Source organism: Streptomyces sp. VNUA24 (assembly GCF_029167005.1).
Classification (GTDB): Bacteria; Actinomycetota; Actinomycetes; order Streptomycetales; family Streptomycetaceae; genus Streptomyces; species Streptomyces scabiei.
In genome coordinates this window covers 9748585-9775434 of record NZ_CP119143.1, presented here as the reverse complement: position 1 = coordinate 9775434, position 26850 = coordinate 9748585, and the positions used below count along the sequence as shown (strand labels likewise).

Annotated in this window: 20 protein-coding genes and 2 pseudogenes; 10 read left to right on the top strand and 12 right to left on the bottom strand. The window is 73.2% G+C overall.

Going from position 1 to position 26850, the window contains the following annotated elements; all coding sequences use genetic code 11:
- The first annotated feature begins 464 nt into the window (after window positions 1–464).
- The gene (locus tag PYR72_RS42050; RefSeq protein ID WP_343245556.1) at window positions 465–842 is read left to right on the top strand and encodes a winged helix-turn-helix domain-containing protein; all 378 of its coding nucleotides are present in this window, start codon (window positions 465–467) and stop codon (window positions 840–842) included.
- A pseudogene (locus tag PYR72_RS42045) lies at window positions 839–1423 on the top strand (transposase); the annotation flags it as partial. The gene PYR72_RS42050 and the pseudogene PYR72_RS42045, both read left to right, overlap by 4 nt.
- Before the next feature lie 302 nt (window positions 1424–1725).
- Here the strand turns inward: PYR72_RS42045 and PYR72_RS42040 are convergent.
- Window positions 1726–2403, bottom strand: coding sequence for a uracil-DNA glycosylase (locus tag PYR72_RS42040; protein WP_275460164.1), 678 nt, complete (start codon window positions 2401–2403; stop codon window positions 1726–1728).
- Window positions 2404–2636: 233 nt separating this feature from the next.
- On the opposite strand from PYR72_RS42040, the pseudogene PYR72_RS42035 reads away from it, so the two are divergent.
- From PYR72_RS42035 to PYR72_RS42025, 3 genes and pseudogenes are all read left to right on the top strand, one after another.
- A pseudogene (locus PYR72_RS42035) lies at window positions 2637–3101 on the top strand (uracil-DNA glycosylase); the annotation flags it as partial.
- On the top strand, window positions 3098–4147 hold the full coding sequence (locus PYR72_RS42030; protein WP_275460163.1) for a BadF/BadG/BcrA/BcrD ATPase family protein: 1050 nt from the start codon (window positions 3098–3100) through the stop codon (window positions 4145–4147). The pseudogene PYR72_RS42035 and the gene PYR72_RS42030, both read left to right, overlap by 4 nt.
- Window positions 4148–4268: 121 nt before the next feature.
- On the top strand, window positions 4269–5192 hold the full coding sequence (locus PYR72_RS42025) for a hypothetical protein (RefSeq protein WP_086022912.1): 924 nt from the start codon (window positions 4269–4271) through the stop codon (window positions 5190–5192).
- A gap of 106 nt (window positions 5193–5298) precedes the next feature.
- On the opposite strand, the gene PYR72_RS42020 is transcribed toward PYR72_RS42025, so the two are convergent.
- Window positions 5299–6333, bottom strand: coding sequence for a lactonase family protein (locus PYR72_RS42020; RefSeq protein WP_275460162.1), 1035 nt, complete (start codon window positions 6331–6333; stop codon window positions 5299–5301).
- Window positions 6334–6382: 49 nt separating this feature from the next.
- The gene (locus PYR72_RS42015) at window positions 6383–7933 is read right to left on the bottom strand and encodes an FUSC family protein (protein WP_275460161.1); all 1551 of its coding nucleotides are present in this window, start codon (window positions 7931–7933) and stop codon (window positions 6383–6385) included.
- A gap of 268 nt (window positions 7934–8201) precedes the next feature.
- Here PYR72_RS42015 and PYR72_RS42010 point away from each other — a divergent pair, with 268 nt between their 5' ends.
- Window positions 8202–8696, top strand: coding sequence for an Lrp/AsnC family transcriptional regulator (locus PYR72_RS42010; protein WP_275460160.1), 495 nt, complete (start codon window positions 8202–8204; stop codon window positions 8694–8696).
- A gap of 200 nt (window positions 8697–8896) precedes the next feature.
- Here PYR72_RS42010 and paaE read toward each other — a convergent pair whose 3' ends face one another.
- The 5 genes from paaE to paaA all read right to left on the bottom strand — a co-directional run bounded on the left by paaE (window position 8897) and on the right by paaA (window position 12791).
- Window positions 8897–10063 carry a 1,2-phenylacetyl-CoA epoxidase subunit PaaE gene (gene paaE / locus PYR72_RS42005; protein ID WP_275460159.1) on the bottom strand — a complete coding sequence of 389 codons (1167 nt, stop codon included), beginning with the start codon at window positions 10061–10063 and terminating at the stop codon, window positions 8897–8899.
- Window positions 10063–10569 carry a 1,2-phenylacetyl-CoA epoxidase subunit PaaD gene (paaD, locus tag PYR72_RS42000; protein WP_275460158.1) on the bottom strand — a complete coding sequence of 169 codons (507 nt, stop codon included), beginning with the start codon at window positions 10567–10569 and terminating at the stop codon, window positions 10063–10065. The genes paaE and paaD overlap by 1 nt, the downstream gene beginning before the upstream one ends.
- A complete protein-coding gene (paaC, locus tag PYR72_RS41995; protein WP_275460157.1) occupies window positions 10563–11390 on the bottom strand; it encodes a 1,2-phenylacetyl-CoA epoxidase subunit PaaC in 828 nt (275 codons plus the stop codon). Before paaC ends, paaD begins: the two co-directional genes overlap by 7 nt.
- A gap of 10 nt (window positions 11391–11400) precedes the next feature.
- Entirely contained in the window at window positions 11401–11667 is a 267-nt protein-coding gene (gene paaB / locus PYR72_RS41990) for a 1,2-phenylacetyl-CoA epoxidase subunit PaaB (RefSeq protein ID WP_037726608.1), read from the bottom strand.
- Window positions 11668–11777: 110 nt separating this feature from the next.
- Window positions 11778–12791, bottom strand: coding sequence for a 1,2-phenylacetyl-CoA epoxidase subunit PaaA (gene paaA, locus PYR72_RS41985; protein WP_275460156.1), 1014 nt, complete (start codon window positions 12789–12791; stop codon window positions 11778–11780).
- A 196-nt stretch (window positions 12792–12987) separates the two neighbouring features.
- On the opposite strand from paaA, the gene paaK reads away from it, so the two are divergent.
- A complete protein-coding gene (gene paaK / locus PYR72_RS41980) occupies window positions 12988–14319 on the top strand; it encodes a phenylacetate--CoA ligase PaaK (RefSeq protein WP_275460155.1) in 1332 nt (443 codons plus the stop codon).
- Window positions 14320–14813: 494 nt separating this feature from the next.
- Here paaK and PYR72_RS41975 read toward each other — a convergent pair whose 3' ends face one another.
- Together PYR72_RS41975 and PYR72_RS41970 are read right to left on the bottom strand one after the other, a co-directional pair.
- Window positions 14814–16385 (bottom strand): amidohydrolase, encoded by a 1572-nt coding sequence (locus tag PYR72_RS41975; RefSeq protein ID WP_275460154.1) that lies wholly within the window; start codon window positions 16383–16385, stop codon window positions 14814–14816.
- A gap of 57 nt (window positions 16386–16442) precedes the next feature.
- Window positions 16443–17939, bottom strand: a complete 1497-nt coding sequence (locus PYR72_RS41970) for an APC family permease (protein WP_275460153.1) — start codon at window positions 17937–17939, stop codon at window positions 16443–16445.
- A 141-nt stretch (window positions 17940–18080) separates the two neighbouring features.
- Between PYR72_RS41970 and PYR72_RS41965 the strand changes: the two genes are divergently transcribed.
- Together PYR72_RS41965 and PYR72_RS41960 are read left to right on the top strand one after the other, a co-directional pair.
- Entirely contained in the window at window positions 18081–18698 is a 618-nt protein-coding gene (locus tag PYR72_RS41965; protein WP_275460152.1) for a TetR/AcrR family transcriptional regulator C-terminal domain-containing protein, read from the top strand.
- Window positions 18699–18775: 77 nt separating this feature from the next.
- Window positions 18776–20947, top strand: coding sequence for a hypothetical protein (locus tag PYR72_RS41960; protein ID WP_275460151.1), 2172 nt, complete (start codon window positions 18776–18778; stop codon window positions 20945–20947).
- 114 nt (window positions 20948–21061) lie between these two features.
- Here the strand turns inward: PYR72_RS41960 and PYR72_RS41955 are convergent, their stop codons facing one another.
- A complete protein-coding gene (locus PYR72_RS41955) occupies window positions 21062–21925 on the bottom strand; it encodes a fructosamine kinase family protein (RefSeq protein WP_275460150.1) in 864 nt (287 codons plus the stop codon).
- A gap of 164 nt (window positions 21926–22089) precedes the next feature.
- On the opposite strand from PYR72_RS41955, the gene PYR72_RS41950 reads away from it, so the two are divergent.
- Complete coding sequence (locus PYR72_RS41950; RefSeq protein ID WP_275460149.1) at window positions 22090–25695, top strand: tetratricopeptide repeat protein; 3606 nt, start codon at window positions 22090–22092, stop codon at window positions 25693–25695.
- 60 nt (window positions 25696–25755) lie between these two features.
- Here the strand turns inward: PYR72_RS41950 and PYR72_RS41945 are convergent, their stop codons facing one another.
- Window positions 25756–26706 (bottom strand): peptidoglycan-binding protein, encoded by a 951-nt coding sequence (locus tag PYR72_RS41945; protein WP_275460148.1) that lies wholly within the window; start codon window positions 26704–26706, stop codon window positions 25756–25758.
- Window positions 26707–26850: the final 144 nt, after the last annotated feature.

Here is a 26850-nt window from a genome sequence, read left to right as displayed (position 1 = left end):
CCGCTCGACCACGGTGGAAGGCAGCAAGCTGATACCCATGTCGGTCCCAATACAGCGGAGGGTCCCGCATTCCAGACAGCGAACGTCGATGGCTCCGCCCGCGTGCAGGATGCTCTCCAGGCCCCTGTAGCAGGTGCCACTGGCTCGGAAGACAAAGATCGGAGCGCGCAGCACGGCTCTGCGGTCGGTGACGCGTCGTGCCGTGTCCGGCACGAGTCGTTCAACGAACACGGCTGGCCCGTCGGCCCGTTGATCAAAAGCAGGTCGGCTCTGGGCAGCCGTCCGCGAATACCGACCTGATCTCTTCGGGGTGTTGTCGGAGGGGGTGACGCGTAGCGATCCCTGCGGTAGGCCGGTGGTATGCGGTACGCGCAGGGTGGCGGGTTGACCGCCGAGCAGCAGCAAGCTCGAGAGCGGATCCGCTTCGAGGCCGGTGAGCGGTTCGTACGGGGGAGAAGAACGCGGTGATCGCGAAGGATCTGCAGGTCAGTGAACGGTCGGTGGAGCGGTGGCGCAGTGTCTGGCGGGCGGGCGGTATAAATGCCCTGGAGCCGGCGGGGCCTGCGAAGATGCCCAAGTTGTCCAATGAGCGGTTCGCTGAACTGGAACGGGAGTTGGCGCGAGGCCCGGCCGTTCACGGCTGTGAGGACCAGCGCTGGACGCTGGCCAGGATCCGGGCGCTGATCTGGCGGAAGTTCGAGCTGGACTGTTCGTCGGCGGCAGTGTGGCGGCTGCTGCACCGGCACGGCTGGTCCTGGCAGTCGCCCGCTCGCCGGGCGCTGGAGCGCGACGAGGGCGCGGTGGGGTTGCGGAAGAAGGAGGTGTGGCCGCAGGTGGAATGACTGCGGCGGCGCTCGGGGCCTACGTGGTGTTCGAGGGCGAGGCCGGGTTCTCGATGACCCCGTCCGTCGCCCGCACATGGAGCCGGCGGGGTCACAGCCCGGTGGTGCGGGGCCGTTCCTGGTGCCGCTTCTCGATCGCAGCCCTGTGCTGCTGCAAGCCCGGCGAGACATCGCGGCTGATCTACCGGCCCTATCGTCACCGCAAGCATCCCGGTTCCGGGCGCAGGAGCTTCGCCTGGAGCGACTACCGCGACCTGGTCGTGCGCGCCCACCTGCGGCTCGGCGCCCCGATCATCTTGATCTGGGACAATCTCAACACCCACCGGGCCGCGGGAATGCGCCAGTACGCCGCTGACCATGACTGGCTCACGATCGTGCAACTGCCCTCCTGTGCACCGGATCTGAACCCGATGGAAGGGGTGTGGTCACTGCTGCGACGCGGCCCGCCGGCCAACATCGCCTTCACGGATCACGAACACCTCGAACGCGTCTGACGCCGCGGACTGCGTCGCATCCAGCGTCATCCCGAACTCATCGACGGCTGCCTCGCAGGTACCGGCTTCAGCCTCACCCACCGCCCGACAACACCCCGAAGAGATCAGGTAGCAGCACACCTTCGGCACCTGACAACCAATCAGAACGTGCGTCAAACGTGCGTCAAACATGCGCCGCGTGCGTCAAACGTGCGTCAAGATATCGCCCGTAACGCCCACGGCGCACATAACGCACACCACCCGAACCTGCAGGTCAGGCGCCCTTTGTGGCGGGCTCAAGGATCGCGACACACTCAACATGGTGCGTCATCGAAACACGTCCACGGCTCCTCTGAGGCCGACAGTCACAAGGAGCCCGCCGCCCTCAGAGCCGTCACGTGCACCACGGCTTACGGCAAGTGCCAGTCCACCGGCTGGGCGCCCTGCTGGATCAGCAGATCGTTGGCCCGGCTGAAGGGGCGCGAACCGAAAAAGCCCCGGTCCGCCGACATCGGCGACGGGTGCGCGGACTCGATCGCCGGGAGATCGCCCAGCAACGGCCGCAGATTGCGGGCGTCACGGCCCCACAGGATGGACACCAGCGGCTTCCCCCGCCCGGCGAGCGCCCGGATCGCCTGCTCGGTGACCTCCTCCCAGCCCTTGCCCCGGTGCGCGGCCGGTTTGCGGGGGGCGGTGGTGAGCGCCCTGTTGAGCAGCAGCACCCCCTGCCGCGTCCACGGCGTCAGATCACCGTTCGACGGCCTGGGCAGCCCGAGGTCGGAGTGCATCTCCCGGAAGATGTTCTCCAGGCTGCCCGGCAGCGACCGCACCTCGGGCGATACAGCGAAACTCAGGCCGATCGCCATCCCCGGCGTCGGGTAGGGGTCCTGACCTACGATCAAGACGCGCACGTCATCGAAGGGCTGCTGAAACGCCCTCAGGACATTGGCCCCGGATGGAAGGTATGTCCGGCCGGCCGCTATCTCGGCCCGCAGGAAATCTCCCATCACGGCGATTCGTTCAGCCACAGGGTCCAGAGCCTTGGCCCAGCCCGCTTCCACCAGTTCATGCAACGGTCGTCGTGCCACAGGGCGCCACCCTAGTGGCACACACCGACACCTCGCACACACAGTAGCCACCGCGCGCACAGACGCCGCGTACACCGCTACTCTTCCTCCTCAGCAAGGTCATCGAGCCGGTCCAGCAACTCTCGTAGCCGGTCACCGGGAAGGAGGGGAGCCCGTTGCAACCGATGCTCAACCCACTCCGCCACGGTCGTACCAGCTCGCCGACCTCTCCTCGCAGATACACAGATCACGGAACTCCCGCACACGCGGTGGGACTGTCCTTCTCGGTCGCGCCGGAGGTACGGCCGCTGCCGGGCAGCCTGCTCAACATCTACCGGGAGCTGAACACCGACCTCGGGCTGTCCCAGCCGTCCAACGGTGATCTGACGCCGTGGACGCGGCAGGGGGTGCTGCTGCTCAACAGGGCGCTCACCACGGCCCCCCGCAAGCCGGCCGCGCACCGGGGCAAGGGCTGGGAAGAGGTCACCGAGCAGGCGATACGGGCACTGGCCGGGCGGGGGAAGCCGCTGGTGTCCATTCTGTGGGGCCGTGACGCCCGCAACCTCCGCCCGCTCCTCGGCGACCTGCCGTCCATCGAGTCCGCCCATCCCTCCCCCATGTCGGCCGACCGGGGCTTCTTCGGTTCGCGCCCCTTCAGCCGGGCGAACGACCTGCTGGCCCGCCAGGGCGGCGCTCCCGTGGACTGGCGTCTGCCGTGACCGGCGGCGAGCCCCCCGTCGTGCTCGCCGTGGACTCGGGCGGCTCCGGGCTCCGCGCGGTACTGGCCCGGGGCACGCGGAGGCTGGGCGAGCCGCTCTCCTCCCCGGAGCCGGTGCGGACCGGGGCGCGCGGTCTCGACGCCGGGGAGCTGCTGGAGCGGTTGCTGCCCCTGGCGCGGCGGCTGATCGACGACGCCGGGTGCGGCGGTCCGGTCGCCGCGGCCGTCGGGGCCGCCGGGTTCGCGACGCTCGGCGAACAGCTGCGTGCCGAGCTGCCGTCGGCGCTGGCCCGCGAACTGGGCGTGCGGCGGGTGGCGCTGGCCGCCGACGCGGTCGCCGCGTACACCGGCGCCCTCGGCCCGCGCCCGGGTGCGGTGGTCGCGGCCGGTACGGGGCTGATCGCGATCGGCACGGACCTGGAGCGCTGGCGCCGGGCGGACGGCTGGGGCCATCTGCTCGGGGACTGCGGCGGCGGGGCGTGGATCGGGCGGGCCGGACTGGAGGCGGCGCTGCGGGCGTACGACGGACGCAGCGGCGGCTCGGCCCGGCTGCTGGCGCGCGCCGAGGCGGCGTTCGGCCCGATGGACGGGCTGCCCGGCCGGCTCTACCCGCGGCACGACCGCCCGGCGGTCCTCGCCTCCTTCGCCCCCGAGGTGGGCGCCTGCGCCGTGGACGACCCGGTGGCGGCGGAGATCCTGCGCGAGGCCGCTCGGCACATGGCCGACGCCGCGGCCGCCGTGTGCCCCTCCTCGGGTGAGCCCCGAGTGGCCCTGACCGGCGGCCTGTTCAAGCTGGGCGCGCCCCTGCTCGACCCACTGGAGGCGGAGTTGGCGAAGCTGCTGCCGCACGCGCGGCCGGTGCCGGCGGAGGGGGATCCGCTGGACGGTGCCGTGCGCATCGCGGCCGCGCTGGCCGGTGACGGCCCCGGGTTGCCGTACGACGAGCGGATGTTGTACGTGGTGGCCGAAAAGCGATCCCCGCAAAAGGGAACAATCAAGCCTGTCGGACAAGACCCGCCGTTCACCCCCAAGAACACCCCTCGATAGATATATGCGGGAGTGATCGACCCTGATCGGCCCGTAACTCATCAGACAAATCAGGACGGATACCGCTCACCTGCACCCTCCCCGAACAGGGGGACCCAAGAAGCCAGTAACATGCGGCGCCATGAGCTCCCCCACTGGGCCCGCGTCCGGCCTGCCAGTACGAATGCCGCGACCCCGCCAGCCCGGGCGGCACCGCCGCCCGGAGCCCCTGGCGGCTCCCGAGGGCGCGCCCGCGCTCGTCCTCGCGGTGCCCGGCACGCCCAGCGCCGCCACGCGCGGCCTCGCCGAGGAGGTCGTGAGCATCGCGCGCTCCGAGCTGCCCGGCCTCGACGCCCGCATCGGCTATGTCGACGGCGGTGCCGACGAGTTCCCCACGCTGCAGTCGGTGCTCGCGCGCGCCGCCGAGGAGCGCACCGCCCGCTACGAGCAGGCGCGCGCCGCCGGCCTGGACGTCAAGGAGCCGGAGGGCCTCGTCGCCGTCGTCGTGCCCCTGCTGGCCGGCCCGGACAGCGCCACCCTGCGGCAGGTGCGCCAGGCCGTCATGGAGAGCCGTATCGCGGCCGAGCTGACCGATGTGCTCGGCCCGCACCCGCTGCTCGCCGAGGCGCTGCACGTCCGCCTGTCCGAGGCCGGTCTGGCGCGTGCCGACCGGGCCCGGCTGTTCACCGTGGCCACCGCCGCCGACGGCATCGTCCTCGCCACCGTGGGCGGCGAGGAGGCCGTGCAGGCGGCCGGGATCACGGGCATGCTGCTGGCCGCGCGTCTCGCGGTGCCGGTGATGGCCGCCGCCCTCGACCAGGAGGGCTCGATCACCTCCGTGGCCGAGCAGCTGCGCTCCTCGGGCTCGCAGCAACTGGCGCTCGCCCCGTACCTGATAGGGCCGGAGATCGACGCCGGTCTGATCGAGGCCGCCGCGAAGGAGGCGGGCTGCTCCGCCGCCGAGGCGCTCGGCCCCTACCCGGCGATCGGCAAGCTGGCGCTCGGCAAGTACACCACCGCGCTCGGCATCGCGCCGCAGCAGCCGCAGGGCATGCCGGTCCGCTGAACCCGGTTCTCCGACCCGGACCGCGACCCGTACGGCCGAGGGCCCGCTCCTCTCGCAGGAGCGGGCCCTCGGCCGTGTCCGCGCGGACCTACACGTCCAGGCAGACCTACACGTCCAGGACGACACACGAGGCCGCCGGTGCCTCGACCGAGCCCGCTCGCACCGGTACGCCCGTCTGCGGGTCCACCGTGAACCAGGTGACGTCGCCCGACCGCTCGTTGGCCACGTACAGCCTCCCGGCCGCGTGGGCGAGGGCACGGGGCCAGTGGCCGCCGCAGGGGACGGTCGCGACCAGGCGAAGCCCGGCGTCCTCGACGACGAGCACCGAGAGGAGGTCCGCGCCGCGGGTCGCCGTCCACACGAAACGCCCGTCGGGTGACGTGACGATGCCCGAGGGGTACGCGTCGTCCTCGGGTGCCCCCGGGAGCACCGGGGTCTCTCCCAGTGCCTCCAGCGGGCCGTCAGGGGCGTTCCAGCGGCACACCGTGACCGTGGCGGCGAGTTCGTTCAGCACGTAGACGAACGGCCCGTGCGGATGGAGGGCGAGGTGACGGGGGCCCGAGCCCGGCCGCAGGGCCGTCTCGTGGAGCACGACAGGGACGCCGTCCTCCAGCGCGCACACCCGCACCGCGTCCGAGCCGAGGTCGACGCCGAGGAAGCGGCGGCCGCCCGGGGCGGGCACCACCTGGTGGGCGTGCGGGTCCCGGGGGCCGGGGCCGGTGTGCCGGAGCGTCCCGGACGCGCGGGCGGCGAGGGTGCCGTCGGGGCGCAGGGGAACGGCGGTGACGCTGCCGGAGCCGTGGTCGGCGGTCAGGGCGTGGCCGGCGTGCAGACACAGGTGCGTGGGGCCGCCGCCCACGGCGACGGGGGGCCCGGTCAACTCGGGTCTGTCGCCGGTCACCCGGTAGGCGGCCACGGCCCCCTCGGGTCGCTCACTGACCGCGTACAGGGTGTCGCCGTCCGGGGAGAGGGCGAGGTACGACGGGTCGGGGACGTCGTCCGCGCCGCCGAGGACGGTGAGCGCTCCGCTCTCCTCGTCCACGGCGGCGGTGAGGACACCGAGGCCGCCCGCCGAGGTGAACGACCCGATGTAGGCCCGTCGTGGCCGCCGTCCGCCCCTGCTCCGAGGTTCTGTCGACACTGCCGTCCCCTCCCGCTCGCCGGTGTGCGGGCGAACAGTAGCAGCAGGTCTAGACCAAAGTCTGTACGAGGGAGGAGCCGCGCAGCGGAGCGGCCAGGTCCGCGAGGGCGCGTTCCATGCCCTGGAGGTGCGCGAGGGCCTGTTCCGCGCCGGGGTGACGGCCGAGGTGGGATGCGCCGGCGTGCGCCGGGGCGGGGCGCTCGGGCAGCGCGCCGACCAGCGTCTCGACGGCCGATTCGACACGGCTGCAGGCGGCGGTGAGGCGGGCCGCGTGGGAGGCGTCCGCGCCGGCGGTCACGGTGTCGGGTGTGCGTGCCGTCCGGTGTCCCTCGTGGGAGGCCCGCACGACCTCGCCGAGCCCCCGGGCCTCGCGGGCGCACTCGTCGAGCAGGGCGAGCACCCGGCGGGCCCTCTGCTTGCGCGGGCGCAGCGGGTTCAGCGGGTGGACCAGGGGCCCGAGGGACAGCCGTACGCGCCCCAGGAGCGCCTCCAGTTCCGCCACGTGCGGCGCCGGGTCCGCCTCGGGGTCCCCCGCCAGGCTCCGGGCCGCCGCCGCGGTGCAGTCGCGCACCGCGTGCAGGGCCCGCCCCACCCACCGGTCGGTGACCGCGTGCGTGGTGACGGGGAGGATCAGCGCCACGGCGAGCGCGGCGCCCAGCGCGCCGACCCCGGTCTGTGCCAGACGGAGGCCGAGGAGCGCGGGGTCGAGGACGCCGAGCAGACCGTAGAGCAGGGCCGCCATCACGGTGACGCACAGCATCATCCAGGAGTACGACACGGCGGCGGTGTAGAAGATGCCGAACACGCAGACGGCCACCAGTGCGGCGGTCGGGGCCGGGGCGCCGTGCAGGGGGACGGCGACCAGGAGGCCGACGAGGATGCCGGTGACCGTGCCGAGGAGACGCCGGAAGCCGCGGACCAGGGTCTCGCCGCGCGAGGTGGTGTTCACGAAGATCCACCAGGCGGTGCCGACGGCCCAGTACCAGCGCTCCTGCGAGAGGACCTGTCCGACGGCCATCGCGAAGGCGCAGGCGGCGCTCGCCTGGAAGGCCTGACGGGTCGTGGACCGGGCGAGTCCCCGGCCGTCGCCCGGGGCGGGGGCGGCCGGCGGGGGAAAGCGCCGCTCGACGCACCAGACGCCGAAGCGGACGGCCGAGGCCGCCGCCAGCGCGAGGGTCATCGCCGCGTACAGCTCCGGCAGCTGGCCCGGGACGGCGTGCAGGAACTGGGTGACGAAGAAGGTCATGAAGGCGAAGATGCCGAGCGCGTGGCCGCGGGGCCCCCAGCGGCGGGCGTGCACGCCGCAGAAGATCACCACGAGCCAGACCGTGTCGCGCAGTGCCGGTACGTCGTGCAGCACCGTCGCGAGGGCCAGGACCGGGAAGCCCGCGGCGGGCAGCAGCGCGGTGGTGAGCGCCTGGCCGCGCACGGTGGGGTCGGTGACCGTGAAGAGGGCCAGGAGCGCCGTGAGCCCGCCCGTGATCGAGGCCGTCAGGGACAGCCCGGCGGCCTCCGCCGCGGCCACCGCGAGACCGATGCCCAGCACCGCCCGGGTCGCGATCCGCAGCCTCAGCAGCCCCGGGTCCGGAGCCATGAACATCCTCTTCACCGCCGGCCGCCCGCCCTCTCCCGTTCGCTTCGGCCCGTACGGGCCCCGAGGCCCGTCCACCGGAGCCCTGCCACACCGTCACGGCATGGAAATGGCGCCGCGGGCACGGACCGGCCTCATTGCCGTCCTGCGCTGCGCGGCGCCATCGATGGTCATCAGGAAAGCACCGGAGGCCCGATGGCTCAACCGGCGCGCTTTCCACTGGGCCATTGGTACAGTCGAACCCGGTCGACGGACGACACAGGGAGGCCAACGGACCATGGCCGTGGACGAGCTCGACACGCGCATCCTGCGGCTGCTGCTGGACCGGCCGCGCACCAGCGTGCGGGAGTACGCCCGCATCCTCGGCGTCGCCCGGGGCACGCTGCAGGCCCGCCTCGACCGGCTGGAACGCGAGGGCGTGATCACGGGGACCGGGCCGTCCCTCTCCCCCGCCGCCCTCGGCCACCCCGTACTGGCGTTCGTGCACATCGAGGTGACCCAGGGGCACCTGGACGACGTGGGGGACGCGCTGGCGGCCGTACCGGAGATCGTCGAAGCCTTCTCGATCACCGGCGGCGGCGATCTCCTGACCCGGGTCGTGGCCCGGGACAACGCGCACCTGGAGGACGTCATCCAGGCGCTGATCAGCCTTCCGGGCGTCGTGCGCACCCGCACGGAGGTCGCGCTGAGGGAGCGGGTGCCCCACCGGCTGTCGCCGCTGGTGGAGTCGATCGGCGCGGCGGCGGCCGGCCGGTCGGCGACGCGGAACTGAGCGGCCGGTGTCGTCAGGGGTGTTCGTTCGGGTGCGGGCCGGTGGGGGCTGGTCGCGCAGTTCCCCGCGCCCCTGAAAAGCCCCGGGCGCAGCCCCTGCTTTTCAGGCCCGCAGGGCCCGATCTTTCAGGGGCGCGGGGAACTGTGCGAGAAGCCCCACCGGGCCCGCACCCGACGACGCACCCCGTCCCCGCCCCACCCTCACGTGTCGAAGTCGACCGTCAGCGTCTCCGACACCGGGTACGACTGGCAGGTCAGGACGTACCCGGCGGCCACCTCCGCCGGTTCGAGCGCGAAGTTGCGGCGCATGTCGGCCTTGCCGTCGGTGACCAGTGCCCGGCAGGTGCCGCAGACGCCGCCCTTGCAGGCGAACGGCAGGTCGGGGCGGGTGCGTTGGGCCCCTTCCAGGATGCTCCGCTCGCGGGGCAGCGCGGCGGTGGTGGAGCGGCCGTCGAGCGTGACGGTGACCTCGCTGACGGGCCCCTCGACGGCGGCCTCCTCGTGCCGGGCCTCCCGTACGGGCTCGTCGTCGGCGTAGAACAGCTCCTGGTGCACGCGGTCGTCCGGCACCCCCAGTCCGGCCAGCACCTCCTGGGCGTCACGGACCATGCCGTGCGGACCGCACAGCCACCAGTGGTCCGCGGTGGGGACGTCGACCAGGGCGCCGATCAGCTCCGAGAGCCGGCCGGCGTCCAGGCGGCCGGACAGCACCTCGGCCTCACGGGGTTCACGGGACAGGACGTGCGCGAGCTGGAAGCGGGCCGGGTACAGGTCCTTCAGGTCGGCCAGTTCGTCGGCGAACATCACCGTGCCGCTGCGGCGGTTGCCGTAGAAGAGGGTGACGGTCGAGGAGGGGTCGGCGGCCAGCACGGACTCGGCGATGGAGACCATCGGCGTGATGCCGGAGCCCGCCGCGATCAGTACATGGTGGCCCGGAGTTCCGAGGTCGGGGGTGAAGAACCCGGTGGGGCCCATGACCTCGACGGTGTCGCCGGGCCGTACGTCACCGACGAGCCACGACGAGAACAACCCGCCCGGCACGACCCGCACACCGATGCGCGGCGTCGTACCGGCCGGCGAACAGATCGAGTACGAGCGGCGTTCGTCGCGTCCGTCGATCTCGCGCCGCAGGGTCAGCGACTGTCCGGGCGCGAACGCGAACTCCTCCGCCAGCTCCGCCGGGATCGCGAACCCGACGGCCACGGCGTCCTCGCAGAGCGGCTCCACGGAGGCGACCCGCAGGGCGTGGAAGGCCGGACGGCGGCGAGCACGCGCGGGGACCGCCGGGGTGACGGAACCCACCGGCAGCGGCGAGGCCACCGCCCCGGTCCGCGGGCCTCGCGTCGGTTCTTCCTTGAGGCCTTCCATCAGATCTCCTTGACGTGCTCGAACGGCTCGCGGCAGGCGTGGCAGCGCCACAGGGACTTGCAGGACGTGGCGGCGAAGCGGGAGGTCTCCTCGGTGTCCGCCGAGCCGCAGCGCGGGCAGGCCACCGCACGCCGGGTGGGTGACAGCAGGAGCGGGACCGGGCCCCGGGGTGCCGCGCCGGGCGGGGCGATGCCGTGCTCGGTGAGCTTGCGGCGGCCGGTGTCGGTGATCCAGTCGGTGGTCCACGGGGGGTTCAGGACCGTACGGATCTCCACCCGCGCGTACCCGGCGGCGCTCAGCCGGGCCGCCACGTCGGCGCGCATCTCGGCCATGGCCGGGCAGCCGGAGTAGGTCGGGGTCAGGCTCGCGACCACCGTGCCGTCCTCCGTCAGCTCGACGTCCCGCAGGACGCCGAGGTCGGCGAGGGTCAGCATGGGCAGCTCGGGGTCCGGCACCTGCTCGGCGATGTGCCGGGCGCGCCGTGTCTCGGCCGGCGTGGTCACCATGTCGCCTCCGGGTGGGCGCGGGCCACGCTCTGCAACTCGGCCAGCAGCGGCGCCAGATGCTCGGTGTGGTCGCCGGCGCGGCCCGCGCCCGGCAGCGGCCGGTAGACCGGCATGGGCAGTCCGGCCGCCTCGGTGACCTGGCGGAGCACGTCGACGACCTCGTCCCGTACGTCGTGGGCGGTGAACAGCTCGCCGAGGTAGGGCGCGGTCTGCTCCAGCGCCCGGCGCATCCGCCGGTGCGACTCCTGGGTGCCGTCGCCCAGCCGCACGGCCCATTCGGCGGCGTACTGGCGGTGGTAGGTCAGCTCCTTGACGCCCTTCGCCGCGATCGCCGCGAGCACCGGGTCGGGGTGCTCCGCCAGCCGCTCGAAGTACGCGAGGCGCCAGCTGGACAGTACGAGCAGCCGGACGATCGAGAACGCGAAGTCACCGCAGGGGAGTTCGGCGAGGCGGACGTTGCGGAAGTCGCCGGCGTCCCGGAAGTAGGCGTACGCGTCCTCGCCGCGCCCGGTGCCGTCGACCTGCCCGGCGCGGGAGTACAGCAGGCGTGCCTGGCCGAGGAGGTCGAGGCCGATGTTGGCGAGGGCGACCTCCTCCTCCAGTTCGGGCGCGCGGGTGGTCCACTCGGCGAGCCGCTGGGCGCCGACCAGCGCGTCGTCGGCCAACGCCACGCAGAGCGCGGCCAGTTCACCGGCGTCCACGCCCTCGGGCACCGTGGTGTCCACGCCGTGCAGCGGGTCCTCGAAACCGGTGCCGTACGCCCAGCGGGCATCGTCCTCGTGTCCCTCGGCGAGGGACAGGTAGACGTGGTCGTCACTCATGCCCTGCTCCTCAGATGTGCGGGACGTCGGCGGGGATGTCGTAGAACGTGGGATGGCGGTACACCTTGTCGGCGCTGGGCTCGAAGAAGGGGTCCTTCTCGTCGCGGGTGGAGGCGGCGATGTGCTCGGAGCGCACCACCCACAGGGAGACGCCCTCGTTGCGGCGGGTGTACAGGTCGCGGGCGTGGGTGAGGGCCATCTGGTCGTCGGCGGCGTGCAGCGAGCCGACGTGGACGTGGTTGAGTCCGCGCTTGCCGCGCACGAAGACCTCGTACAGCGGCCAGTCGCCCTTGTCAGGGCGGGCCGCGCCCGCGTCGTTCGCGGGGGCCGTGCCACCGTGGCCCGTACGGGCCGCGCCCTCGCCGCTCGTTCCGGTCGTGCCGCCGTTCATGCCGCCGTCCCCTTCCGGGCTCGTTCGTCGCGCCGGGCCGCGTGGGCGGTGGCCGCCTCGCGGACCCAGGCACCTTCCTCGTGCGCGGTCCGCCGCCGTTCCATCCGCTGCTCGTTGCACGGCCCGTCACCGGTGATCACGCGCTTCAGCTCCTCCCAGTCCGGGGTGCCGAAGTCGTGCCGGCCGCGCTCCTCGTTCCAGCGCAGCTCGGGGTCGGGCAGGGTCACGCCGAGCTTCTCCGCCTGCGGGACGGTCATGTCGACGAAGCGCTGCCGCAGTTCGTCGTTGCTGTGCCGCTTGATCTTCCACGCCATGCTCCGGGCGGAGTTGGGCGAGGCGTCGTCGGGCGGGCCGAACATCATCAGCGAGGGCCACCACCAGCGGTTCACCGCGTCCTGGACCATCTCCCGCTGGGCGTCGGTACCGCGCATCATCGTCAGCAGCAGTTCGTACCCCTGCCGCTGGTGGAAGGACTCCTCCTTGCAGATCCGCACCATGGCACGCGCGTAGGGTCCGTACGAACTCCGGCACAGCGGCACCTGGTTGCAGATCGCCGCGCCGTCCACGAACCAGCCGATCACGCCCACGTCGGCGAAGTTCGCCGTCGGGTAGTTGAAGATCGACGAGTACTTCTGGCGGCCCTCGATCAGCCGCCGGGTCAGGTCCGCGCGGTCGGCGCCCAGGGTCTCGGCCGCCGAGTACAGGTACAGCCCGTGGCCCGCCTCGTCCTGGACCTTGGCGAAGAGGATCGCCTTGCGGCGCAGCGAGGGCGCACGGGTGATCCACTCGCCCTCCGGCTGCATGCCGATGATCTCCGAGTGGGCGTGCTGGGCGATCTGCCGGACGAGCGTCTTGCGGTAGCCGTCGGGCATCCAGTCGCGCGGCTCGATCCGCTGATCCCGCGCGATCGTCGCCTCGAAGTGCTCCAGCAGCGCGTCCTGGGCGTCCGGGGCGTTCGGGGCTCCCTCGGCGTCCTGGGACGTCGCCCCGGTGGAGTCTGTCGTCGTCATCGATACCAGCTTCCCAACCGACCATTCGTTCGGGAACAGTGTGACGCGATTCGAGCGAGCAGGCAAGACCCGCCCGGCCCCTCCCGCGATCAGCGCCCTCCTTGACAGGTCCTGACACCCCTGGGTTACATGACCGTGACGTACGGCAACCGAATGGTCGGTCGGCTCACAGGACGGCGGGCACGAAGGAGTCGCGATGAGCAGCAGCCTGGGCGAACCGCTCCCCCGCGACCTGTGGGACGAGGGTGAACGCCTGGCTCCGGAGGAGTTGCGGGAGCTGCAGCTCGTGCGGTTGCGGGCGACTCTGCGGCATGCGTACGACCATGTGGAGTTGTACCGGCGGAAGTTCGATGCGGCGGGGGTCGGGCCCGAGGACTGCCAGTCGCTGGATGATCTGGCGCGTTTTCCGTTCACGACGAAGGCCGATCTGCGGGACACCTATCCGTTCGGTATGTTCGCGGTGCCGATGGGGGAGGTACGGCGGGTGCATGCCTCCAGCGGTACGACGGGGCGTCCGACGGTGGTGGGTTACACGGAGGGGGACATCTCGCGCTGGGCGGACGTGGTGGCGCGTTCGATCCGGGCGGCGGGCGGGCGCCCGGGGCACAAAGTGCATGTCTCCTACGGTTACGGTCTGTTCACCGGGGGGCTGGGCGCGCACTACGGGGCGGAGCGGGCGGGGTGCACGGTGATTCCGGCGTCCGGCGGCATGACCGCCCGGCAGGTGCAGCTGATCCAGGATTTCCGTCCCGAGATCATCATGGTGACGCCGTCCTACATGCTGACGCTGCTGGACGAGTTCGAGAAGCAGGGTGTCGATCCGCGCACCTCGTCGCTGGAGGTGGGGATCTTCGGGGCGGAGCCGTGGACGCAGGAGATGCGGCGGGAGATCGAGGAGCGGGCGGGGCTGCACGCGGTCGACATATACGGCCTGTCGGAGGTGATGGGGCCGGGTGTCGCGCAGGAGTGCGTGGAGACCAAGGACGGGCTGCACATCTGGGAGGACCACTTCTACCCCGAGGTCGTCGACCCGCTGACGGATGCCGTGCTGCCGGAAGGTGAGGAGGGGGAGATCGTGTTCACCTCGCTGACCAAGGAGGCGATGCCGGTGGTCCGGTACCGCACCCGCGATCTGACCCGGCTGCTGCCGGGTACGGCCCGGCCCGCGTTCCGCCGGATGCGGAAGGTGACCGGCCGCTGCGACGACATGATCATCCTGCGTGGGGTGAACGTGTTCCCCAGCCAGATCGAGGAGATCGTGCTGCGCACGCCCGGCGTGGCGCCGCATTTCCAGATCCGGCTGACCCGGCGGGGCCGCATGGACCATATGACGGTCCTGGTCGAGGCGCGGCCGGGCGCGGGCGGGGACCGCCGGGAGGCCGTGGCCGCGGCGATCGGCCGGGCGGTCAAGGAGGGGGTGGGTGTCACGGTGGAGGTGGCGATCGTGGACCCGGAGACCCTGGAACGGTCGGTCGGCAAGCTGAAGCGGGTGAAGGACCTCCGCGACCTTCCCGACTCGCCTGGCTGACGGCTCCGGGGTACGGGGCGAGGGGGTGGGGGCTTCGGTTCGGGGCATCTGCGGGCCCGGTGGGGCTTCTCGCGCAGTTCCCCGCGCCCCTAAAAACCCAGGCCCTGCGGGCCTAAAAACGCAGGCCCCGCGGGCCTAAGAACCCAGGCCCCGCGGGCCTGAAAAGCCAACGGCCCTGCGGGCCTGAAAAACCCAGGCCCCGCAGGCCTGAAAGACCCATGGCCTGCGGGCCTTAGAAGCCCAGGGCCTGCGGGCCCGGAAGCGAGGCCCTGCGGGCAAAGCATGAGGCCTGCGGGTCGGGAAGCGACGGCCCTGCGGACCAAAGCATGAGGCCTGCGGGTCGGGAAGTGACGGCTCTGCGGGCCTGAAAAGCATGGGGCGCAGCCCCTGTTTTTCAGGGGCGCGGGGAACTGCGCGATCAGCCCCCACTCACCCGCACCCGACCCACGACCGAATCCACCCCCGACCCACCCCGCCCAACCTCACCCCACCCCTCAGAGCCCCCGGTGCACCACACGCCCGCCCGTCACAGTCAACCGCACCGGCGCCTGCGCGACCTCGTCCGCCGGCGCCTCCACGGGATCGACCCCCAGCGCGGTGAGATCGGCGCGGAAGCCCACGGCGACGCGGCCGGTGACATCGGCCTCCCCCGCGGCCAGCGCCGCGTGACTCGTGCAGCCTTCCAGCGCCTGCACCCCGGTGAGTCCCGCCCCGCCGGACGCCGCGCCCCGCGGCTCGCGGGCCGTCGCCAGGACGGCGCGCGCGTCGTAGTGGGCGATGGGCCAGTCCGACCCGAGGGCGACGACCGCGCCCGCGTCCCGCAGATCCCGCAGCCGCCACGCCCGCACCGCGCGTTCCTCTCCGAGCCGCAGGGACCACTCGTCGCTCAGGTCGGCCCGCGTGTAGTCGGTGTGCGGGGGCTGCATGGAGGCGATGACCCCCACCTCGGCGAACCGCGCCACCAGTTCGTCCGGCACCGACTCGATGTGCTCGACCCGGTGGGCGAGCCGCCCGCCCGGCCCCAGGGAGGCGATCGTGTCGAGGACGTGCCGCACGGCCGCGTCCCCGATCGCGTGGGTCGCCGTGCGGACCCCGGCGCGGTGCAGGCGCCGTACCGCGTCACTGTAGGCGGCCGGGTCCGGCCAGAACGCGTCGGAGCCCTGGCCGTGGCAGTCGGGGTGGTCCAGCCAGGCGGTGCCGCCCTCCACGGTGCCGTCCATGAAGAACTTCACGCCGCCGACCTGCCAGTGCCGCCCGCCCCTGCCCTGCAGCTCGACGAGTTCGGCGAGGTCGTCCGCGTCGGCGCCGGGCATGCACCAGGGCGCGAACCGCAGCCGGAGCGGCAGCACCGACTCCTCGGCGACCGCGGACACCAGGTCGAGGTCGCCGAGGTCCATGACATGGGCGCCGGTGAGGCCGGTGGCGGCCATCGCGCCGAGCAGCTCGGCGAGCCGCGCACGTCGTTCGGTGAAGGAGGGCCGGGGCATGACGGGCTGGAGGAGTTCCATCGCGGCGTGCTCGACCAGGTGGCCGGTGAGCCGTCCGTCGTCGTCGACGACGATGTGCGAGCGCTGCTCGAAGGCGCGCGGCCCGGTGATGCCGGCGAGCTTGAGGGCGGCCTCGCTGACGAGGGCGGAGTGCCCGTCGTACAGGCGCAGGAAGGCGGGGGCGCCGTCCAGGACGTCCTCGACGAGGGCGCGGTCGACGCTGCGGCCGCCGAAGACGTTGTGGTCCAGGCCGTGGCCGATCACCCAGCCGTCGACACGTTCCCCCGAGGTGAGCGCGGCGCGCAGCCCGTCGAGGTCGCGTACGGCGGTGAGGTCGATGCCGGTGGCCAGGTCCAGGCCCCACACGGGGTGGCTGTGGCTGTCCACCAGGCCCGGCACCAGGTGGGCGCCGCCCAGGTCGACGGTCTCGGTGCCCGGCCCCTGCCAGTCCCGCAGGTCCGTCTCCTCGCCGACGGCGGCGATCAGTCCGTCGCGCACGGCCAGCGCGGTGGCGTGGGGCCGCCGGGGGTCGAGGGTACGGACTCGGGCGCCGGTGATGACGAGGTCGGCGGTGGGCATGGAGAGGCTCTCCTCGGGTGAGGGTGGTGCGGGTGGCGGCGGTCGGCTGGGGCGCGGTCAGTGCCCGGTGCCGGCCGGGGGTTCGGCGGCGAAGCCGGCGTAGACCTCGGGGCGGGCCCGGCGCAGCCACCGGGCGAGGACGAGGCCGATGACGAGGACGGCGGGGACGAGGGCCGCCAGGAGGGTGTTGACCGTGGTGGAGGCGCCGGTGAACTGGTCGAGGTGGCTGACGACGAGGGCGATGGCGCCCGCCAGGAGCACCGCCGCGACCACGGGGGCGACGACCGTGCGCAGGACGCCCTCGGAGTGGCTGATCCGCCGGAAGTAGAAGGGCACGGCGAGCGCGGCGAGCAGTTGCAGCAGCATCAGGGCGAGCATGCCGGGGGTGTTCACCCAGAGCAGCAGCTGCATGTACGGGTCGGCGCCGGCCGCGGCGAAGGCCAGGACCACGATCGCGCCGAGCACGGTCTGGGCGATGCCCGCCACGTACGGGGAGCGGTGGCGCGGGTGGACGCGGGCCAGGGCCTTGGGCAGGATCCCCTCCTCGGCGAGGGCCAGTCCGTAGCGGTTGATGGCGTTGTGGAAGGCCAGCAGGGAGGCGAGGACGCTGGTGACGATGAGGACGCGCATCAGGTCGGCCGCCCAGGGGCCGACGTAGGTCGTGATGGCGGAGAAGAACAGGGCCGCGGGGTTGGAGCCTGCCGCCGCGACGACCTGGGCGTCGCCGAACGCCTGGATCACGGTCCAGACGATGAAGGCGTAGAACAGGCCGAGGAAGCCGATGGCGAGATAGGTGGCGCGGGGCACCGTGCGGGCCGGGTCGCGGGCCTCGCGGCGGTAGATGACGGTGGACTCGAAGCCGGTGAACGCGGCGAACGCGAAGGCCAGGACGGCCACCATGCCGGGGACCATGACGTTGTCCGGGGCGAAGGAGGCGGCGGAGAGGCCGCCGGCGCCGCCCTTGATCAGGACCGCCCCGGCGAGCAGGACGAGGATGCCGGTCTCGGCGACGAGCAGGACGCCGAGGAGTTTGGCGCCGAAGTCGATGGACCGGTAGCCGGCCCAGCCGATGAGCAGCAGGCCCACGAGAGAGACGGGGAGCCAGGGGACGCGCGCGCCGAACAGGGCGTCGGCGGTGTCCCGGGCGGCGGTGCCGAGGAGGCCGTACACGCCGATCTCCATGCCGTTGTAGCCGACGAGCGCGAGGAGCGCGGCGCCGATGCCGGCGCGGCGGCCGAGACCCCGGGTGATGTACGCGTAGAAGGCGCCGGCGCTGCGGACGTGGCGGCTCATCGTGGTGAAGCCGACGGCGAAGACGGCGAGCGTGAGCCCGGCGACGAGGTAGCCGACGGGGGCGCCGATGCCGCCCATCAGGATGGCGAGCGGGGCGACGCCGGCCATCACCGTGAGCGGGGCGGCGGCCGAGACGACGAAGAAGGCGATGTCGGTGGTGCCGAGCGAGCCGGAGCGCAGGGACGGCGCCGGGGAGTCCTCGCCGCCCGCGGCCGGGGCGGCGGGCGCGTCGGCGGTGGTCGCGTCGGGGGTGACGGTCATGGGGAAAGCCCTTCTGCTGCGGGCGGGGGGCGGGATGGGGGCCGTAGGGGATCACCCGGGCCCGTTAACCTAAAGGCTTTCGGTTTTTGCAATGTAGCCTTCACTCGGACCGCTGGGAAGACCTCGGAGGGGACGGACGACATGGGACGGCCGCGCACCCCCCTGCTCGACAGGGAGCGCATCACCACCACCGCGCTGGAACTTCTCGCCGCGCAGGGCGAGTTCAGCGTTCCGCAGATCGCACGACGGCTCGGGGTGCAGACCGGCTCGGTGTACCACCATGTGGACGGCCGGGACGGCATCGTGGAACTGCTGCGCGAGCGGGTCGCGGCGGGCATCGACGCCTCCGCCCTCGACCTCCGGCCCTGGGACCACGCACTGGAGACATGGGCCCGCTCCTACCGGGCCGCCTTCGCGGCCCACCCCCGGGCCATCCCGCTGCTGATGACCTCGCCGGTCCGGGCCCCGCGCGTCCTCGAACAGTACGAGCGGGCCGTCTCCCTGCTCCTCGACGCGGGCTTCCCCCTCCCGGAAGTGATGGCGGTGCTGGTCGCGCTGGAGAACGTCGTCCTGGGCTCGGCGCTGGACCTCGCCGCCCCCGTGGCCATGTGGGAGATCACCGACGAGTCCGCGACTCCGCGCCTGGCGCGGGCCCTGGACGCGGTGGGCGACGGCCGCGCGGACGCCGCTTTCGAGTTCGCCCTCGACAGCTTCCTCGCGCACGCGCGCAGGAGGCTGGAGGCGGCCACGGAGGTCTGACGGGACCGGTCGCGGGCGGGGCGGCGCACGGCGAAACTCCGGTGCGCCGGTTCGCACACCTCTGCGATCATCCCGCAATGACGCAGAGTCTCGCATCGCTGGTCATCCGGCACACCCACCGCCTGCCCGCCCCCACGGGGTCCGCAGGCGACGGCACCGCGGCCGCGCGGCAGTTCGACGCCGCCCTGATGGGCGTGGGCTTCAAGCTCTCGGCGGAGCTGCTGGAGCGGCTGTCGGGACTGTCCGGGGCGGCCGTCCTGCACACCGCCCGGCGGACCCTGCGCATCGTGCGCGAGATGGTGGGCGACCACGTCCGCCACAACTCCTACTTCATCGACTTCCCGGCGAACGTGCCGGACACCGAGGAGTTCTGGGCGCGGTGCGTCGCGCAGGCCCTCGGCGACGAGAAGTCGCGCGAGAACGTGCTGGCCCAGCTGGCGAACGGTGTGCTGGACCTGCTGAGCCTGCCCACGTACGGCCGCTACCAGCACAGCTACGAGGAGATGCTGGCCGCGCAGGACGAGCTGATCGCCTCGGCCGGCGACCGGGTGACCGTCCTGCACGCCGGCCGGACCCTGGACGAGGAGCTCACCGACCTGTACCTGGCGCTGGCGGGCAGCACCACCCCGCTGGGCGAGGAGCACCTGGCCGACCTCCGGCTGCTCGCGGAGCGGTGCGCGCTCGGCCCCCAGCCGGAGAAGGTCCCGGTGCGGGAGAACCGGGCGGTCGTCAACACCGCCCGGCTCGGCGTCGGCGCGGACCTCCTCCTGGACACCGTCACCGACGTGCTGCGGCTGGCCTGCGCGCTGTCGGGCGGCGACGTGACGCTGCAGGAGCCGACCCGGTTCCGGCCGCTCGCACGTCCGGTGCGCCGGGCCCTGCTCGCGGGCCTGGACGCCGTGGTCGCGGCGAACCCCGCGAAACTCGCCGACGTACACGCGCACCGGGAGCCCTTCAAGCGGCTCGGGGAGCGCCTGCACCCGCACGAGTACCCGCGCTGGCCGCACGCCGCCGACGTGTTCGCCGTCGCACGCGGCGAGAAGGAGGCGCGGTCCTTCGGCAGCCGGTTCGAGCAGCTGCTCGACAGCTCCGACGTACGCGGCGTGGTGAGGCTGCTGGAGCCCGCTCCCGGCAGGCTGTTCCGCGCCCTGGACCTGCTGCTGCGCGCCGCAGCGGACCAGGCGGAGCGGGACGCGGTGGTGGACGCGGCGGTCCGGGCGGCGCCCGGGGTCTCCGCCCGGGTCGTGCTGTCGGTGCGCGAGCACTTCCACAACCGCGAGCGGGAGAGCGACCGTCCGCGCATCTTCGTCAACCGCCGGGGCCGCGCCTGGGTGACCCGCGACCGGCGGATGCCCGTGCCGGCCGCCGACCGCGACCGGCTGATCGCCGCGCTCGACGCCGAGATCCGGCGCCGGCTGCCGGTGGCGGGCCGGCTGCTGATCGACCCCGACATCGTCGACGTGGCGCTGCCGCTCAGCGGCCGGGCGACCTCGGCCGGGCTCGGGGTGCTGCCGCGCGGATCGGTGTCGGCGGTCGAGGGCGACCTGCTGCGTTTCTTCGTGTACTGGAAGGAGACCGAGCGGCGGACCGACTACGACCTGTCGGCCCTGCTGCTGCGGTCCGACTACAGCACCGACTCCTGGCTCTCCTACACCTCCCTCAAGGACGGCGGGGGCGAGCACTCGGGCGATGTCACCGAGGCGCCCGAGGGGGCCTCGGAGTTCATCAACCTCTCCCTGGACCGGGTGCGCGCACCCTTTGTCGTTCCGCAGGTCAACATCTACGCGGGTGAGGGGTTCGAGGAGGCCGAGGAGTCGTTCTTCGGGTTCATGCTCCGGGACGGCGAGCAGAAGGGCCGGCCCTTCGAGCCCCGCACCGTGCGGATGAAGTCGGAGCTGCGCGGCGTGGGCCGGGTGGCACTGCCGCTGGTGTTCCGGCGCGGGGACGACGGCCGGTGGCGCGCGAAGTGGCTGCACCTGTACCTGAAGGGCGTCACGGAGGCCAACCGGGTCGAGGAGAACCAGGTGTCGGTGTCCAAGGTGGTGCGTGCCGTCGTGGAGCGCGAGCAGCTGACGGTGGCGTACCTGATCGACCTGATGTCCGACGGCGACACGGTCGTGGACCTCTGGGACGGCCGGTCGGTCCCGGACGGGCCCGTGACCTACCTCGGCCTCGAACGGCCCGAGGGGCTGCACCCGGACTCCCGGATCATCACCCTCGAAAATCTGCGCGACCTGATCCCGGACTGAGTGCTAGCGTTGGCCGCGGCGAGGCCATGGAGGGGCTTCCTTCTCATTCACTCCAAATGATTCAAGCACTTCCGCTCTCCTCGCCACCGACGTCGCACCGGGCGGCGCCCGCGCTCATCGCGCGAGCGCCGCCCGTGCCGTTTCCAGGGCCTGTTCGGCGTAGCCGCGGCCGAACAGCACCGCGTGCACCAGCAGCGGGAAGAGCTGGTGCAGGCCGACGCGCCGGCGCCAGTCGTCGGCGAGGGGCGCGGCCCGCTCGTAGCCCTCCAGCACCCGCTCCAGACGGGGGCAGCCGAAGAGGGCGAGCATCGCCAGGTCGCTCTCGCGGTGGCCGCCGTGCGCGGCCGGGTCGATGAGGTGGGCCCGTCCGTCGGCGCCCCACAGGACGTTGCCGTTCCAGAGGTCGCCGTGCAGCCGTGCGGGCGGCTCGGCCGGCCCCGCGAGGGCGGGCAGCCGAACGCAGACCTCCTCGACGACGGCGGCCTCGGCCGGGCGGATCGTGCCGTCGTCGACCGTGCGGCGCAGATACGGCAGCACCCGGTGCTCGGCGTACCAGGCCGGCCAGGCGGTACCGGGAACGTTCCGCAGGGGGGCGCGCCCGATGTACGCCTCCCGAGGACCGCCCGGCGGCGGCGCCCCGAAGGAGGGTGCGCCACAGGCGTGCAGGGCGGCCAGATCGGCGCCGAGACGGGTCGCCGCCGCATCGCTCGGTGCTCCCTGTTCCACCCGGCCGATCACCAGCCGGTCCTCGTCGTGGCCGTACACGGTCGGCACGCGGACCGTGTCGGTCGCGGCGAGCCAGCGCAGTCCGGCCGCCTCGGCGCGTGCCGCGCCGGGGCCCTCGCCCCGCTTGACCAGCACCGGCCTGCCGTCGTCGAGGGTGACCTCGACGAGCGTCGCCGAGAGCCGGCGCTCAGCGGTGGCGGTGCGGCCCGTGAGCCGCGCCGCCAGGGCAGCGGGTGCCGTTCGTCCGGTCACGGCGCATCACCTCCGGATCTCGTGTCCTCGCCCGGCTCCTGCCCTGCCCTGCCCGCCGGCGACACCCTGCCCCCGGGCCCGGATTGCCGCCGTGGTGGTCCGGGCGCACGCTGGAACGAGGAGGGGGTGGCGGACAGCGGGCGCCGGCGGAAGGGCGCGTGGTCATGCCCTCGTTCAAGTATCTCGTCCGGGAGACCGGCCGCGTCGTGAGGTCCTGGCCACCGGCGGGAGCCCGTCGGGGGCGGCGGATCGCGGGCCTTCTCAAGGCGGCGCTCAGTGCCAACGCGGCGTTCCTGCCGATCGCCGCCGCACTGGTCGCGCTCGCCGTGACAGGCGTCTTCCACGACCTGGCCGGGAACTGGTCCGTGGCGGAGTGGGTCGCGCTCGTCCTGGCCCTGGTCCTGGTCCTGCTGGCGTTCAGCCGCAGGAGGTCACGGCCGGTGCGGATCCTCTCGTTCAAGAACCTGGTCGCCGGGGACGACGTCGGCGAGCTGGACCGGGTGGCGGCGGGCTTCGCCGAGTTGCTGCACAGCGAGATCGAGCGGATCTCGGAGCTGGTCAGACAGGAACCGTTCATCACCCCCGCCGACGTGCTCAATCCGGCCGGGGAGCGCGGCGAGATGGTGCTGCGGTCGTCGACGCGGGTGCCGTTCAAGTCCGGTGTCGCCGCGACCGGACTGCACGGGGACATCAAGGAGACGGAGATCGGCACGGTCGCCCTCGGACCGCTCCAGCTCCAGGTCGGCACCCTGCTGACGCTGGTGGAGCGCACCTTCGGCCGCACACTCCAGGGTTCGCTGGTGGAGGCCGAGGGAGTCCTGCGGGTCGTCGCCTCCCAGTCCGGGCACGGCGGCCGCACCTGGTCCGCGCAGACGGACATCGTCTCCGGCGACGTACGCCGGGCCAGCGCCTCGCTCGCCCGCGAACTGGCCCACAGCATCGAGCTGGAGCGGCCGGGGGCCGCGGAGTCGGGTGCGGACGTCGACAGTTTCCAGCGTCTGGTGGACGGGCTGGAGAGCTATCAGCGCTTCCAGCACGAAGGGCTCCTGCATCATCTCGACGCGGCGGAGGAGCACTTCCGCGCGGCCCTCTCGCACAGCCCCGGCTACGCGGCGGCCTATCACAACCTCGGCCTCGTCTACCGGGAGCAGCGCAGGATCCGCACCGACATCGGGCTCCGGGCCTCCACGGTGGTGCGCAGCGCGGCGACGCTGATGTGGCAGAAGGCGGTCGCCCTCGACCCGGCCCTCGCCCCGGCCCGGATCCAACTCGCCCGGGCGGCCCTCGAACAGGCGGAGCATCCGGACGTCGACGCGGCGAAACGCGGCGAACTCCTCGGTCAGGCCGCCCAGTCGGCCCGTAGCGCCCTGCAACACGCCGGCGGCGGGCACCCCATGGACGGCGCGCTCGCCGCGTACTGGCTCGGGGTGGCGCTGCTGCGGCAGGAGGCGGAGACGTGCCGCACGGTGGTCCTGGGCCGGACGCCGGAGCCGATGCGCGGGGCCGAGCCGGTCCGGCGGGCCGGCGCGGACACGGGTGGGGAGGCGGGAGACGACGCGGCAGGCGCGGCGACTCGCGCGATCGAACGGAGGCGGGCCGACGGCCGGGTCCGGGAAGCGCTGCGTCTCTTCCAACGCGCCGAGCGGGACCTGATCGACGAACGGGCCCGCCGGCTGGTCCAGGACGGCGACGAGACCGCGGTACGGCCGCTGACGGAGCGGATCGCCCATGTGGTCGCCATGCGGTCCGAGTGCTGGTTCCGGCTGGCCCGGGACGCGGACGACCGCCCGGGGCGCCGCGCCCGCGCGAAGGCGGACCGGTGCCTGCGTACGGCCATCCGCTGGGCCCCCGACATGGCCGAACTGCACGCGCTGCGGGGCCGCATGCTGCAGCGGCACGACCGGGAAGGCGCGCTCTTCGCCTGTCTGGAGGCGATCCAGCGTGACCCGCAGAACCATCATGTCGCCATCCGTGACGTCGGCCTGTTCGCGGTGGGCTCGCCGGAGTCCGGGGACACGCACGACCTGGCCACCGCCCTGTTCACCGTCGCCGCGCACCAGCATCCCGACGACGCCGAGGCCTGGCTGCTGCTGGCCGTCAACCAGATGTTCTGGCGGGGGAACAGAACGGCCGCCCGGGCCCTCGCGGGCATGGCGCTGACCCTGGAGCCCGGCCGGGAGGACGTGCGCCGGATCGTCGACGCGTACTGGCCGCCGCCGAACGGCTCCGGCGGCGCGGACGGCAGGCCCTTCCTCCTGCGCTGGGCCCGCGCCTGGGCCCACGCCCGGGAGGCGCAGCAGCACTTCGACGAGGCCGGGCTGCGGCAGGCACTGTCGGAGATCGACTCGCTGCGGCGGGCGCCGGGGGCGTGCGCGCCCGAAGTCTCCCTGGCGGCACGGGAGATCGGTCTGCTGCACGGCGCGCTGGCCGGTCTGATCCTGCCCTCGGACCGGCAGCGCCGGCACTGGGAGACGGCGGTCGAGGAGCTGACCCGGGCGGTGCGGGAGGGGCTGCCCGCCCGGCTGGAGAGCCCGCCGCAGTGGAACGTCGATCTGGGGGACGCGCACGCGGCCCTCGGCGACTCCCTGTCCGAGGCGGACCACCACGGTCCGGCCGGGCCGAGCTACCGGTCCGCGGTGGGACAGTACGACCTCGTTCTCGACCGCCCGCCGAAGACGGTCTGCCCTCGGTACCGTTCCGGGCGGCGGGGCCAGGAGCGGCTGACGGTGCTGTCCGCCGAGCCGCCGGACCTGCCCACCCGGGCCCGGGCCCTGGCGGGGCGCGCGGCGGTGCGCCTGCGGCAGGGTCGCACGAGCGACGCGGTGCGCGACTGCCGGGACGCGTTGAAGCTGGCGCCCCTGTACGCGTATCCCCGTTTCACCCTGGCGCGGCTGTACCGCGACCACCGGGCGCAGTACGACCTCGCCGAGCAGACGCTGTTGCGGTTGATCGAACTGCTCCCGGCCGGGGAGCAGCGGGACCTGGCGCGTCTGGAGCTGGCCGTCACGCACCGCGAACGGGCGCAGACCGCGCAGGACGAGGAGCGCGCCGGGCTCCTGGAGCGGGCCCGGGAGGAGTTGGTGGACGCCACGCGGGAGGCCACGCTGAGCGCGGACCTGGAGGCCCGGATGCACGAGGAGCTGGCCAACGTCCTGGATCTGCTGGGCCGTTCGGACGACGCGATCGTCGCGCTGCGCTCGATCGGCGGCTCGGTCCGGCAGCCGGGCGCCGGCCGGCACCACGAGTGGATCGCCCATCTGATCGCCGGGCGTGAGCAGCCGTGGGAGGTCGAGCAGGAGCTTCTGGAGGCCCAGGACGCCTGCGCGGCCCGGCTGACGACGTACCGCGGCACGGACGAGGAGCATCCGCTGCGGGCCGCGCTGGTCATCCTCACGGCCCGGCTCGCCATGTTCTACGCGGAGCAGGGCATCCGGCTCGACGAGGCACGTCTGCTGGCGGAGGGCGCGCTGAAGAGTGCGCGCCGGGTGCTGGAGCCGACCCGGATGGCCGTGTGCGAGGACGCCTGCGGCTGGGTCGCCTTCCGGCAGGGGCGCCTGGACGAGGCCGTCGACCTGCTGGAGGACGCCGTCGAGCACTCCGGGGGCCACGCCCGGCAGTGGGCCCACCTCGCCCAGGCCCTGGAGGCCCGCGACGATCCCGAGGGCACCGACCACGCCCGCGACATCTGGCAGCAGATCGCCGAGCAGTTCCCCCACAGCAAGACGGCGGAACAGGCTCACCGTCATCTCGACCTGCTCGCGCAGGACTGAGCCCGCGCGCGGCACGCGGCCGTCCGGCGTGGGGCGGCGACGGGCCCGGGGCCCGCGAGGTCAGGGTGAGGGCTCCGCCGTCTCGGATTCGAGCGAGGCGCGGGTCGCCTCGCCGTAGACGCCCGACTCGTCCTCCAGGAGGACGCGGGTCAACTGGTAGCCGCGGACCGCGCTCCGGACCTCGCGGTCGTACTCGCCGTCGGCGTCACCGTTGTAGAAGCCCACCTCGTTCAGGCGGAGTTGGAGTTCGGTCACCTCCGCTCCCCGGTCGCCGAGGCCGAGGACGGGGGGCGTGGTGTCGGACGGGGGCGGCGCGGGGACGCCGGTGACGGTGGCGTCGCTGCCGGACGGCGTCCTGCTCGGGGTGCCGGAGCCCGTGGGGGTGGCCCGGCTCTCGGTCGGCGTCGCCTCCGGCGAGGTGGACTCGCTCGGGGACGGGGACGCCGAGGAGGCCGTGGCGGAGGGGGCCGTCGACGACGGGGCCGTGCCGGCCGCCGCCTGGGGGAGGTCGGCCCTGATGTCGCCGGGGCCCGAGCCGTCCCGTGAGGGGGCCTCGTACGAGAAGAGGCCGCCGATGACGCCCGCCGTCACGAGGACGGCCGCAGCCGCGGTGCCCGCCCCGGCCGCCAGCAGCACCCGTCGCCGGCTGCGGCCGCCCCGGGCGGGGCCGGCGGGAGGCTCGTCGCCGCCGGAGGGCCCGTCGTCGGGTAGGGGCTCGTAGCCGAGAGGGGGCTCGTCGGAGGGAGCGGTCCGTGCGGGGTGGGGCTCGGCGGGCGTGGGCGGCTGCGGGGTGTCACCGTCCGCCGAAGGGTTCTGCGGGGGCCCGTCCTCGCCGACCTTCACGAACGGCCGGATACGTACCGGGTCGAAGTCCTCCGCGGCCTCCGCCTGCGCGGTACGCGTGTCCCGGTGGGCCTCCGACGCGAGCAGGCCGCAGGAGCAGGCCGGGGTGCCGTCCACCGCCCGGGGCGTACCGCACTGCGGGCAGGCAGGGGCTGTCGGTTCACTCACGCGTGGTCCTCTTCGAACGGATTCCAGAATTCAAACAGATCTTCTGCACAGAATCCCCAAGACTTGCTTGAACCTCAAACTTTTGTCGGCCAAGTCCCCAGGTACGCGTGCGAGTTCGGACAGGTCTTCATGCGACAGGACTGG

What these genes read in the sequence shown, in the direction of transcription:
- PYR72_RS41970 (WP_275460153.1), bottom strand. Translation starts at nt 17,939, where the DNA reads ATGACCGTCACCCCCGACGCGACCACCGCCGACGCGCCCGCCGCCCCG.
- paaA (WP_275460156.1), bottom strand. Translation starts at nt 12,791, where the DNA reads ATGACGACGACAGACTCCACCGGGGCGACGTCCCAGGACGCCGAGGGA.
- paaC (WP_275460157.1), bottom strand. Translation starts at nt 11,390, where the DNA reads ATGAGTGACGACCACGTCTACCTGTCCCTCGCCGAGGGACACGAGGAC.
- PYR72_RS41950 (WP_275460149.1), top strand. Translation starts at nt 22,090, where the DNA reads ATGCCCTCGTTCAAGTATCTCGTCCGGGAGACCGGCCGCGTCGTGAGG.
- PYR72_RS42025 (WP_086022912.1), top strand. Translation starts at nt 4,269, where the DNA reads ATGAGCTCCCCCACTGGGCCCGCGTCCGGCCTGCCAGTACGAATGCCG.
- paaK (WP_275460155.1), top strand. Translation starts at nt 12,988, where the DNA reads ATGAGCAGCAGCCTGGGCGAACCGCTCCCCCGCGACCTGTGGGACGAG.
- PYR72_RS41965 (WP_275460152.1), top strand. Translation starts at nt 18,081, where the DNA reads ATGGGACGGCCGCGCACCCCCCTGCTCGACAGGGAGCGCATCACCACC.
- PYR72_RS41960 (WP_275460151.1), top strand. Translation starts at nt 18,776, where the DNA reads ATGACGCAGAGTCTCGCATCGCTGGTCATCCGGCACACCCACCGCCTG.
- paaD (WP_275460158.1), bottom strand. Translation starts at nt 10,569, where the DNA reads ATGGTGACCACGCCGGCCGAGACACGGCGCGCCCGGCACATCGCCGAG.
- PYR72_RS41975 (WP_275460154.1), bottom strand. Translation starts at nt 16,385, where the DNA reads ATGCCCACCGCCGACCTCGTCATCACCGGCGCCCGAGTCCGTACCCTC.
- paaE (WP_275460159.1), bottom strand. Translation starts at nt 10,063, where the DNA reads ATGGAAGGCCTCAAGGAAGAACCGACGCGAGGCCCGCGGACCGGGGCG.
- PYR72_RS42010 (WP_275460160.1), top strand. Translation starts at nt 8,202, where the DNA reads ATGGCCGTGGACGAGCTCGACACGCGCATCCTGCGGCTGCTGCTGGAC.
- PYR72_RS42015 (WP_275460161.1), bottom strand. Translation starts at nt 7,933, where the DNA reads ATGTTCATGGCTCCGGACCCGGGGCTGCTGAGGCTGCGGATCGCGACC.